This window comes from Sphingopyxis sp. (assembly GCF_035565275.1).
Classification (GTDB): domain Bacteria; phylum Pseudomonadota; class Alphaproteobacteria; order Sphingomonadales; family Sphingomonadaceae; genus Sphingopyxis.
In genome coordinates, this window is record NZ_DATMST010000010.1 from 1 (window position 1) to 11,933 (window position 11,933).

An 11,933-nucleotide genomic window follows, 5' to 3' on the forward strand; every position below is an offset into this window, starting at 1 on the left:
GCACCGCGTGCTGGGCATCAAGCGCGACAAGCTTGGCCTCGGCACGCTCGGCGGCGCGGGCTCCGGCACGCGCGCACTTGGCACCGGGCTTGAGGCCATGGACGTGGATGCGCACGGAGGTTTCGGCCCGTTCGGCGGCAGGCTTGCCGCCTGGGCCTCACCCGTTGCGCTCGCGATCGGCCTGATGACAATACCGCCGGCCGCCCATGCCCAGACTTCGCTCGGCGGCGCCACGACAACCTCCAATGGCGGCATCGCGATCGGTGGTGGCAATTTCTGCGATACGGAGCAGCCGACGACCGTCGAAGGGGGCGCGAGCACCGGCGGCATTGCTGTCGGATGCGACGCGGCGTCGGCCGGGGACAATTCCATTGCGATCGGCGTCGGCGCCGACGCGCTGGAGGCGGGCGCGACGGCGATCGGCGTTGCTTCCGAGGCGACCGCTGCATCGGCGACTGCGGTCGGCGCCGGGGCAAATGCCCAAGGTGCCGGTTCCAGCGCAATCGGCAATAACACCCTCGCTTCGGGCATGGGGAGTGCTGCGCTTGGTCTGGGCGCCAAGGCCACCGCACAGGGCACTACGGCACTTGGTGCGAGTTCCACTGCATCCGGGATGTTTGGTACTGCGGTTGGAAACGCAAGCGTGGCGGCGGCGCAGGCGGGGGTCGCCGTCGGTGTGAACAGCCAGGCGCAAGGCGCTTTTGCGACCGCGCTGGGCGCTGCAGCGACGGCCAACGCGACCAACACCACGGCGCTCGGTTCCAATACCACCGCCTCCGGAATCTTTGCTACTGCGATCGGAGACCGGAGCGTCTCTGCGGGGCAAAACGGGGTCGCCGTGGGTGTGCTCAGCCAGGCGCAAGGCGCTTTCTCGACCGCGCTTGGCTCCGCTGCGACCGCGGTGTCCGCCAGCACGGTCGCCATCGGCAACGGCACTGGCAACGGTTCTGTCAATAACGACCAGTCGATTGCCATCGGCCTTGCAACCGGCCGAACCGTCACTGGCACCGCGAACATTGCCGTCGGCACTGGCGCGGGCTCCACCGTGACGGGTGCCAACAACATCGCGCTCGGCAGCAATGCCGGCGCCGGTGTCACCGCCAGCGGAACGACTGCGATCGGCGCCAATGCGGTTGCCAGCACGGCCGATGCCGTGGCGATCGGTACGAGCGCTAGCGCGGCGGGCGGCAAGGCCGTGTCGATCGGCGCGGGCAACACCGCCTTCGGCGACGGTGCGGTGGCGATCGGCGACCCAAGCTATGCCAGCGGAACCGGCGCCTTCACGGGCGGCGCGAACAACATCGCTAACGCTGACGGCACGGCGACGGCAACCGCGGCGAATATGGCGGACGGCGCGGTCGCGATCGGCAATGGCAATATGGCGGTAGGCCAGGGATCGGTCGCGCTCGGCAACGTGAGCAGCGCGCTCGCCGCCGGAGCGCTCGCTTTTGGCGACACGGCCGTTGCGAACAATGCCGGCGATGTGGCGCTGGGCTCGGGTTCGGTGACCACCGCGGCGGTGCCGACGGCCACCATGGTGATCCGCGGCACGACTTATAATTTTTCCGGCGTCGCGCCGACCAGCGTCGTGTCGGTCGGCGCCGCGGGTGCAGAACGGCAGATCCAGAACGTTGCGGCGGGCCAGATCAGCGGTTCCTCGACCGATGCGATCAACGGCTCGCAGCTCTTCGCGACCAACCAGTCCATCGAAACGCTGGCGGCCACCGTCGAGGACAGCGCGGTTCACTACTTCAGCGTCAACGATGGCGGCACGGCCGGTGCCAACTACAACAATGATGGCGCGACGGGCCGGAACGCGCTGGCAGCGGGTGTCGGTACGTCCGCTGCAGGAACGTCGTCGGTGGCCCTGGGCGACGGAGCTGTTACGATCGCCATTCCGGGCCCGACTAGTGGCGGGCAGGTGGCGATCGGCAACAATGCCCGTGGCTATGGCCTGGACTCGGTCGTCGTGGGCAGGGGGGCAGCGGCCGGGACGACGGCCGATCCGAACAGCAGCGGGGCCAACGTTGCGATCGGCGCCAACGCCAAGGCCGATACCACCGGCGGCAACAGCAGCGTTGCGGTCGGCCAGTCCTCGGTCGCGCAGAACGTGTCGGTCGCCTTGGGCACGCGGGCAAACGCGCAAGGCCTGTCGGTGGCCATGGGGCTCGATTCCAGAGCTCAGAACCAGTCGGTCGCCATCGGCCAGGGGGCCAACGCCTTGGGCACGCTCGCGTCTGCGCTGGGTCAGGGGGCCACGGCGAGTCAGGCGGGCGCCGTTGCGCTCGGCTCGGGCTCGGTGACGGACACGCGGCATGCGGGTGCCTTCGTGCTCGCCGGCAGCGCGACGCCGGCGGCGGGGGTGAGCGGCACGAGAGTGGTCTCGGTCGGCGCGGCGGGGGCCGAACGGCAGATCCAGAACGTCGGCGCGGGTGTGCTTTCGGCAACGTCGACCGATGCGGTCAATGGTTCGCAGCTCTACGCAACCAACCAGAAGGTGGGTGAGAATAGCACCGACATAACCAACCTCGAGGGCGACGTGACCAACATCGACAACCGGGTTACCAACATCGAGGACAATCTGACCGACATAAACAATGGCCTGGGCATCAAATATTTCCACGCCAACTCGACACTGGCGGACAGTCAGGCGCTCGGGACGGACTCGGTGGCGATCGGTCCGAACGCGGTGGCGAACAACGCGGGCGACGTGGCCCTTGGCAACGGCTCGACCACGGATATCGCGATAGGCACCGCCGGCGCGACGATCGGCGGCACGGCCTACGCTTTCGCGGGCGCGACGCCGACTTCGACGGTGAGCGTCGGGGCGCTGGGTGCAGAGCGTACGGTCACCAATGTGGCGGCGGGGCGGTTGAGCAATGGCTCGACCGATGCGGTCAATGGCTCGCAGCTCTTCGCGACCAACCAGAAGGTGGATGAGAACACGACCGACATCGCCAATCTCGACACGCGGGTGACCACGGTGGAGGGCGATGTTACCAATCTCGACGGCCGCGTCACGACGATCGAGGGCGCCCTCATCAATGTCGGCGATACGATCAACAATATCGCCGGCGATACCTCGACCATCTACACCGAGGCGAACGGCGACGGTATCCGCTATGCCCGCACCAACGAAACGGGTCTCGCGGAGACCGACGCTTTCGCGCAGGGCGTGGGCTCGACCGCGCTCGGTTATCAGGCGAATGCGAGCGCCGACAATGCGGTCGCGCTTGGCCGTGGCACGGTAGCAAGCATCGAGGGATCGCTGGCGCTCGGCGCGAACGCGGTCTCCGACCGGGTGCTGGCGCCAGCCACCGGCACCATTCCGGCGGGGCCCAACAGCATCACCTACAACACCAGCGACGTCGTGCTGCGGGGCGCAGTCTCGGTCGGCAATGCGGCGGCGAATGAGGTGCGCCAGATCACCAATGTCGCCGACGGCACCGATGCACATGACGCGGTAACCATCCGGCAGCTGGCGGGGGCGATCGGCGCGGTCTCGGCCACGACGACCAAATATTTCCACGCCAATTCCACCGCGGACGATTCGCTCGCGGTCGGCCAGGAATCGGTCGCGGTCGGCCCGGCCACGGTGGTCAACGGCGACAACGGCATCGGCATCGGCAATGGCGCGATCGTCGAGCAGACCGCTCCCGGCGGCACTGCGATCGGTCAGAATGCGCGCGTCAGCCAGGCCGATGCTATCGCCTTCGGCACCAACTCGGTTGCCAATGGCATCCAGTCGATCGCGTTCGGTGCGGGTGCCAATGCAAGCTTCTCGGGTAGCGTCGCGCTGGGGGCGGGCGCAACGACCTCGGTCGGTGCGCGCGCCGGTTACGCGGCTTATGGCCTGGCCGCACCGCAGAACTCGGCGGGCGAAGTGTCGATCGGTTCCGCCGGGGCCGAGCGGCAGCTCACCAATGTGGCGGCGGGCTCCGCCCCGACCGACGCGGTCAATGTCAGCCAGCTCGATGCCGTCGCACAGAATGCGAACGCCCAGATCACCAATCTCGACAACCGGGTGACCGCCGTTGAGGGAAGTGTCACCAATCTCGATGGGCGGGTGACCAATGTCGAGGGCGATGTCGCCAATCTCGACGGCCGGGTGACCACCGTCGAGAACAACGTCACCAACCTCGACAACCGGGTGACCACGATCGAAGGCAGCATCTCGAACGTGCAGGGCAATGTCACCAATCTTGGCGAGAGCGTGGCGGCGGGGCTCGGCGGCAATTCGAGCTATAATTCGACGACCGGCACCGTCACCACCAATCTGACCGTGGGCGGTAACACCTACAATAATGTCAACGACGCGCTGACGGCGATCAACCAGACCGCCGGTGCGGGCTGGAACATCCAGGCCAATGGCGGTCCGTCGTCGAACGTGCCGTCGAACGGCACGCTCAACGTGAGCGCCGGTTCCAACACCGTCGTGACGCTGAACGGCAACCAGCTCCAAGTCGGCGTCATCGACAACCCGACCTTCGCCGGGATGGTGACGGCCAACGGCGGCCTCACGGTCGGCGCCAGCACCACGGTCAACATGGGCGGCAACGTGGTCCAGAACGTCGCGGCGGGCGCGGTCAATGCGACCTCGACCGACGCGGTCAACGGGTCGCAGCTGCACCAGGTGCAGCAGGTCGCCAACAATTCGGTGCAATATGACGCGAGCGGTAATTCGGTGACGTTCAACCCCGGCGGTTCGGCGACGACGCTGCACAATGTCGCGGCGGGTGTGGCGCCGACCGATGCGGTCAACGTCCAGCAGCTGGGCGAGGGACTCGCAAACACGCTCGCCAGCGCCAATGCCTATACCGACTCGCGGTTCGCCGATTTCGACTTCGATCTGACCCAGGCCCGGCGCGATGCGTTCGCCGGCACCGCCGGTGCGCTGGCAGCGGCGGGCCTTCCGCAAGCGTTCGAACCCGGTCGCGGGATGCTTGCCTTCGGTGCGGGCACCTATCGCGGGCAATCGGCGTTCGCGATGGGTCTGTCGCGGGTCATGGATGACGGGCGCACCGTCGTTAAGATCGGCGCCACCTACGACACGCAGGAGCGCGCCGGTGCCAATGTCGGCGTCGGCTTCCAGTTCTGACCGCTCCGTTCGTCATCCGGTCTTCCAGGGAGGATATCATGAAAATCAAGTTGCTCGCTCTTCCGCTTCTCTCATGGGTTGGCGTCATGAGCCCCGCCGCGGCCATTGCCGAAGACGGTCCGGCACCAACCGCCCCGGCCTATGTCGCGACCGTCGATTCCGCCGCCTTTCGCGAAAAGCCGCTCGAGCACCAGAAGCTCGGTGCGACGGTCCGCCCCGCGGCGGTGCGAATGATCACGCCCGGTGTGAGCAAGTCCGATATCTATCGCTGGATCGGAGCGCCGCATTTTGGCGAAGGGATCACGCGGCGGTGGAACTATGTCCTGTTCTTCCCCGCCGCGCCGGGAAGCACCGAGCGCACCCGCTGCCGGATGGAGATTCGCTTCATCCGCCCGCGCGGTCATTATAATGTCACCGTGTCCGAAGTTGTCTGGCAGGAACAATCCTGTGCCGACCTGGTTGCGGCTGCGAGCTGATCAGGCGAGAGGCGGCGACATGCGTCTTTTCCTTATCCTCGCCGCCGCCTCGCTCGTCTTTGCGACCGCATCGGCGTCCGCCCAGACCTTCGGCCCGCCGATAACCGGCATGTGTCTGCTGTCGCGCACCGCTGCTATCGGTGCCTCGCGCGCGGGTCAGTCGCTGCAGGGGCAGCTCAAGCAGATGCAGGGGACGCTTTCGGCCCAGCTCGCTCAGCAGCGGGCCGCCATCGATCAGCAGCGCCGCGCGCTCGAAGCAAGGCAGAACGCAACCGCCCCCATCGAATATCAACGTCTGCAGGCGGCGCTCAATCAACAGCTTCAGGCGCTCGACCAGCAGCAAAATGCACGTTTCATCGCGGCGCAAACGCGTGGCCAGCAGCAGATCGACCGCGCGCTCAACGAGGCGCTCTCACGCGTGATCACGCGTTCGGCGTGCAGCGTCGTCTTCGAACGAGACAATGCCTATGGCTGGAACAACGCCATGGACATCACCCAGGCGGTCGCCCGGGACATGGACGGCGTCCTGCAAGCTGTCTCGCTCAATTGATGCCTCTGGCAGGCGATGCCGCAGATCGATGCTCCTTGCATAAAGAATATTCGGCCGGTCAGGTTTTGCTTTCTCGATTGAGGAAGCGAACCTCCGGATCGTCGATCATAGCCATCTCATGCTGGAGGCGTGGCTAGCCGCTGCGGCGGCATGCCCGAAGCCCGAATCGCATGTTTGCGTCCGCGCACGGCCGCTAGCCGCGATATCGTGCCTCGGACAAATCGAGCTCGCGGTTCAGTTTCTGCGCGATGCCGCTCCCGATGGCGCGCGAGCGGCCGAGACCGAGAAGCGCCTCGCGTTCGGCCCTGATGCCGACGAGCTGGAACTCGCGCACAAGCCGTTCTTCCGCCTTGCGGGCGTCCGAAAGGCCGTTGGTGCGGCTTTCGATGCGCTCGCGGTAAAAATCCATGACGCGCGCGCCGGCCGCCGCATAGAGATCGGCTTCGCCGTGTTTCTCGGCCAGCGCATGCTGTCGTTGTTCGATCGCGCGGATCGCGGCCTCGGCCGTGGTGACGCGAGCCGCATCTTCTTCCGCCTGCTTCGACTGGTCCGGCGGCATGACCAGCCCCCTGAGCAGCAGGGGCAATGCGATGGTGGCAAGGATCAGTGAGACGATGATGACGCCCGCTGCCAGGAAGATCGCCAGGTCGCGTGCGGGGAAGGGGGAGCCGTCGTCGAGGGCCAGCGGCAGCGTCAGGACGCCCGCGAGCGTGATCGCCCCGCGCACGCCGGCGAACGACATCGCGGCGACCAGTCGCCAGTTGGGGCTTTGGAGCTCGATATTCCTGTCGCGCTTGCGAAGAATCGTGAGGCGGAACGATATCCATACCCACAGAAAGCGAAGCGCCGCGAGGCCCGCGACGATTGCGACGATGTAGACGGCGAGCCACCAGAGCGTGCCATGACCGGTGAGCGCGACCGTTTCTTTCGCGTCGGCGAGGATGGCGGGCAGCTGCTCGCCGAGCAGCACGAAGATGATGCCGTTGAGCGCGAACTGGATCGTATCCCATACCGAATTGCGGCGCATCCGTGTGATCGCCATCGCCTGCCGCGATATTTCGGCAAAGGTCATGGTCACGCCGGCGCTCACCGCGGCGAGGATGCCCGAGGCATGGACATGCTCGGCGAGCAGGTACGAACCGAACGGAATCAGCAGGCTGACGAGGATTTGCGAGCCGGTATCCTCGCCCCAGCGCTTCGTCACCCACGCCTTGGCGCGTGTCACCGACAGCGTCACAGCGACCCCGATCGCCAATCCGGCCCCCGCGACCCACAGGAAGTCGAGCGCTGCCGCGCCGGCGGAGAAAGTGCCGGTCAGCGCCGCGGCGATCGCGAAGCGCAGGCATACGAGGCCCGAGGCATCGTTCAGGAGCGACTCACCCTCCAATATATGCATCATCCGTTTGGGGATCGGCACGCGCGCGGCGATAGCGGACACCGCGATTGGATCGGTCGGCGACACGACGGCGGCGAGCGCGAAGGCGACCGCCATTGGCATCGCGGGGATCATCCAGTGGATGAACAGGCCCATGCCGATGACGGTCATGAGGACGAGGCCGAGGGCAAGTTCGACGACGGTCGAGAGGTCCTTCAGCAGTTCGTCCTTGGGAATGCGCCAGCCGTCGAGGAACAGCAGCGGCGGCAGGAAAAGCAGTAGGAACAATTCGGGGTCGAGTTCGACGCGGTAGGAGGTCGAGAGGCCGATCCCCGCGCCGAGCAGGATCTGCACGAGCGGCGTCGGCAGCGACACCGGCAGCATCCGCGATATCGCGCCGCTCACGACGACGGCGAGCAACAGGAAGAGTATGATCGATACCGTATCCAGCTATTCGCTCCTTTGGGTGAGATTGCCGCTCATGTAGAGGGCGGTTGCCGCTCCGGGCAAGCCTCACTCTTCGCGGTCGGATATCGCCGGTAGGTGCCGTTCCTTCGTGAACCCGTGCATGCCGAACCACCATTGCAGGGCGATGACGCCGCCCCTGGCGGGCTGGAGAAACAGGATCATCAGCCCGATCATGAGCAGCAGGATGATCGCGGCGAGGGCGGGCAGGGACAGCTTCGTGTCCTGGACAAGCGCGATGATCACCGGCGCCATGATATGGCCGGTCAGGAAAATCGATACATAGGCCGGAAAGTCGTCGGCCTGCTGGTGCGTCCAGTCCTGCCTGCAGGCGGAACAATGGTCCACGGGCTTGAGGAAGGCGCGAAACAGCTTCGCTTCGCCGCAGCGAGGGCAGCGCCCGCACGCGCCCCGATGGATCGCGCCCCATCCTGATTCCGGCAGCTCGGCATTCGCCGGCGGCGCCTGCAGGGCGCCTGGGGGCTTAGGCGGCTTCTTTGCCGGGATCTGGTCGAAAGGCGACGACATGAAATAGGGCATCAGCCGCGTTCGCCATCGCGGAGCGGTGAAGGTCCTCCCGTACCGGTCCTCGCGCCTTGGTGATCTGAATGATGATATTGCATCATCGATATATACAGCATAAGATGATAGCGTTAAGACTCATAAATGATGTATTAAACATCAAGAGGCCGATATGATCACGTCACAGCAGATGCGTGCGGCGCGCGCGCTCCTCGGGATCGACCAGCGCGAACTGGCCGAGCTCGCCGGCCTTTCTCTTCCGACGATCCAGCGGATGGAAGCGTCGAACGGGCAGGTCCGCGGCGTCGTCGATACGCTGGTCAAGGTGATTGGCGCGCTCGAAGGCGCAGGCATCGAATTGCTCGGCGAATATTCGTCGAGCGTCGGAACCGGGCGCGGCGTTCGACTGCGCGAAGGGACCCATGCCGATCCTAACCGGTCCGATCGTGCGCTTTTGTCCGCCAAATTTCCGAGCCGGCCCGCAATACGGTGAAGACCGAGGCCTATACGCCGAAACTCCTCACGGTGTTTCGCGAGGGCTATTCCGCCGCCGCCTTCCGCGCCGATGCGATCGCCGGTCTGACCGTCGCGATCGTCGCACTGCCGCTCGCCATGGCGCTCGGCATCGCGAGCGGGGCTTCGCCCGACAAGGGGCTGATTACCGCGGTCGTCGCGGGTTTCCTGATCTCGGCGCTCGGCGGATCGCGTGTGCAGGTGGGCGGTCCGACGGGCGCCTTCGTCGTCGTGATCTTCAACGTCATTGCGAGCCATGGCTATGACGGCCTGTTGATCGCGACCTTGCTCGCCGGGCTCATCCTCATCGCGGCGGGCCTGCTCCGTTTCGGCCAGATGATCAAATATATCCCGCATCCGGTGGTGACCGGATTCACCGCCGGGATCGCGGTCATCATCGCCTCGAGCCAAGTCAAGGATTTCCTCGGCCTTGCCATCGACAAGGTGCCCGCCGATTTCCTCCCCAAATGGCAGGCTTATCTGGGGGCGCTGTCCAGCGCGAACTGGGCCGCGATCGGCATCGGTGGTGGCGCGCTGGCGATCATTATCGCGCTCCGCAAATTCGCGCCGCGGCTGCCGGGCTTCCTGATCGCGGCGGTGGCAAGTTCCCTTGCGGTGGCACTTTTGAACTTGCCGGTCGACACGATCGGATCGCGCTTTCCCGACATTCCGGCGGGCCTTCCGGTGCCGTCGTTTCCTGATATCTCGCTCGTTAAGATCAATGCCGTCCTGCCATCGGCCTTCACGATCGCCTTCCTCGCCGGGATCGAGGCGCTGCTGTCGGCGGTCGTCGCCGACGGCATGGCGGGGACGCGGCATCGTTCGAACCAGGAACTGATCGGGCAGGGCGTCGCCAATCTCGGCTCGGCGCTGTTCGGCGGCCTCCCCGCTACCGGGGCGATCGCGCGCACCGCGACCAATATCCGGTCGGGTGCGAAGACGCCCGTCGCGGGCATGATGCACGCGGCCTTTCTGCTCGGCTTCATTCTCTTCGGCACGGATCTGATGGCCTATGTGCCGATGGCGGCGCTCGCCGCGATCCTGTTCATGGTCGCTTGGGGCATGAGCGAGTATCAGCGCTTCCTCGCGCTGCTGCGCATGCCGAACAGCGACCGGGCGGTGCTGCTGATCACCTTCGGATTGACGGTCCTCGTCGATCTGACGGTGGCGATCGCGGTCGGGGTGACGCTTGCGTCGCTGCTGTTCATGGCGCGCATGGCCGAAGCGGTCGAAGTCGATCGAAGCGGCAGCCGCGATGCCGAACTCGATGCCGAAGACCTCGACCAGCGCGATGACCTGCCGCCCGGCGTCGAGGTGTTCCGGATCACCGGTCCCTTCTTTTTTGGCGTCGCGGGCGAACTGCTCGACACGCTACGCCGCGTCGGCCAGTCGCCGCGCGTCATCATCCTGCGGATGCGGCTCGTGCCGCTCCTCGATGCGAGCGGAGCGCAGGCACTCGGAGAATTTGTCGAACAGGCCCGGCTGGCGGGGGCGCGGGTGATCGTCTCGGGCGTTCAGCCCCAGCCGCGGGCGATGCTCGGGAGGATCGGGCTTGGCGAAGCGGCGGGTCGCATCTCCTACGCGGCCGATTATGCGAGCGCGCAGGCGCTCGCGGTTGATCTGGCGGAGGTGAAATGACGGCGATCCCTATGGGCGGCAGGCGTGAGCGGCAGGTCATTCGTGCGCGCCATTTCTCGATCGGCCGGCGGCCGGGAAAACCAATTCTGACCAAGTCTGGAGAATGAAATGAGTGACAGTGACGACTATGTCTATGACGAAGAAAGCGGCGAGTGGATGCCGGCGTCGGAGCTTGCGGAACGCAAGGCCGCGGCCTCGCAGGTCGAGGTTCGCCACGCGGTCGGGAACCTGCTCGAGGATGGCGACAGCGTCGCACTGATCAAGGATCTCGAGGTCAAGGGGGCCGGCAAGACGCTCAAGGTGGGGACGGTCATCAAGTCGATCCGCCTGACGGGCGATCCGCAGGAGATCGATTGCCGTCACGAGAGCATCAGGGGGCTCGTCTTGCGCGCCGAGTTCGTGCGCAAGCGCTAGGTTTTCCGCTTGCGAAGCCTTGTCGTGGCGGCAGCGGCGCGTGGCTCGTCGCCGGGCCGATCGGTGGAGCCGCAAAGTTCCGCCGGCCTGCCGGGGCCGGATCGACCGGGCCTCGCGATGACGTTCCACCACAATACCGAGAAACGGAACTTGCGACATGATTTCCCAGAATCTCAAACCGACCGCACGGAACAGCCGCTTCTATCTGGCTCGCATGCAGGCGTGTCAGACGGAAGCGAACGAGGCGTCGCTTCCGAACGTACGGGACCGGGCCCTTCGTGCGGCCGTTGCATGGCGCGAGATGTATCAGAAGGCACTGCAGTTCGAGCAGCGGCAAAGCCAATGATCCCGGCCGCGGTGATCATGACCCCGACGGGGTTTGTCTGGCGTTCGGAGGCGACCGGCAGCCTGGCCTTCGGGCAATCGACACATCCTTGCGGGAAGTGCGCATGACGATATTCCTGATCATTCTCGTCTCCGTCTTGCTTCTCGCCCTGTTTATCGGCGTCACCATTGCGGGCGGACGATCGCATGATCGGCAGAACGAGCGCCGCGACCATGACAGATAGGTCCGCGGAAGATTTCGAGGTCGAGATCGCTTGCGAACTCGAAACAGGGGCAGATTGCCGGAGCATCGATCAAGCGGAAACCGAACTCGATCGCTTTCTCGATCATCTCGACGATATCGACCGCGAACAGCGTTATTTTGAACGATATGGGACCGAACATCACCACGCGTCTCCGATGGAGCCGGGCGAACTGGCCGCCCCGCTCGTCTTCGAGCTGGGCAATATACGGAGCCTCCTCGCAAACTGGGCTTTCGTGCAAAGCGCGATGAGTATCGAGGATCCGGACATGTTGATCCTCGACTATACGCGCCGG

Annotated in this window: 8 protein-coding genes and 1 pseudogene; 7 read left to right on the plus strand and 2 right to left on the minus strand. The window is 65.6% G+C overall.

Annotated elements, in window-relative coordinates; genetic code table 11:
- The 3 genes from VN047_RS00560 to VN047_RS00570 all read left to right on the plus strand — a co-directional run.
- Positions 1-5,098: YadA-like family protein (locus VN047_RS00560; RefSeq protein WP_325538960.1), on the plus strand; the 5,098-nt coding region annotated here is incomplete at its 5' end.
- Between the two features lie 38 nt (positions 5,099-5,136).
- Positions 5,137-5,574, plus strand: a complete 438-nt coding sequence (gene bamE / locus VN047_RS00565) for an outer membrane protein assembly factor BamE domain-containing protein (RefSeq protein WP_325538961.1) — start codon at positions 5,137-5,139, stop codon at positions 5,572-5,574.
- 19 nt (positions 5,575-5,593) lie between these two features.
- A complete protein-coding gene (locus VN047_RS00570) occupies positions 5,594-6,124 on the plus strand; it encodes an OmpH family outer membrane protein (RefSeq protein ID WP_325538962.1) in 531 nt (176 codons plus the stop codon).
- A gap of 193 nt (positions 6,125-6,317) precedes the next feature.
- Here the strand turns inward: VN047_RS00570 and VN047_RS00575 are convergent, their stop codons facing one another.
- Together VN047_RS00575 and VN047_RS00580 are read right to left on the minus strand one after the other, a co-directional pair.
- Positions 6,318-7,949: a Na+/H+ antiporter gene (locus VN047_RS00575; RefSeq protein ID WP_325538966.1), complete on the minus strand. Its 1,632-nt coding sequence runs from the start codon at positions 7,947-7,949 to the stop codon at positions 6,318-6,320.
- A 63-nt stretch (positions 7,950-8,012) separates the two neighbouring features.
- Entirely contained in the window at positions 8,013-8,504 is a 492-nt protein-coding gene (locus tag VN047_RS00580) for a DUF983 domain-containing protein (protein WP_325538963.1), read from the minus strand.
- 154 nt (positions 8,505-8,658) lie between these two features.
- Between VN047_RS00580 and VN047_RS00585 the strand changes: the two genes are divergently transcribed.
- The 4 genes and pseudogenes from VN047_RS00585 to VN047_RS00600 all read left to right on the plus strand — a co-directional run.
- Positions 8,659-8,979, plus strand: a complete 321-nt coding sequence (locus VN047_RS00585) for a helix-turn-helix transcriptional regulator (RefSeq protein WP_325538964.1) — start codon at positions 8,659-8,661, stop codon at positions 8,977-8,979.
- Positions 8,976-10,637: a SulP family inorganic anion transporter gene (locus VN047_RS00590; protein ID WP_248459107.1), complete on the plus strand. Its 1,662-nt coding sequence runs from the start codon at positions 8,976-8,978 to the stop codon at positions 10,635-10,637. The genes VN047_RS00585 and VN047_RS00590 overlap by 4 nt, the downstream gene beginning before the upstream one ends.
- Positions 10,638-10,745: 108 nt before the next feature.
- Positions 10,746-11,051, plus strand: coding sequence for an alkylphosphonate utilization protein (locus tag VN047_RS00595; protein WP_325538965.1), 306 nt, complete (start codon positions 10,746-10,748; stop codon positions 11,049-11,051).
- A gap of 558 nt (positions 11,052-11,609) precedes the next feature.
- A pseudogene (locus VN047_RS00600) lies at positions 11,610-11,933 on the plus strand (hypothetical protein); the annotation flags it as partial.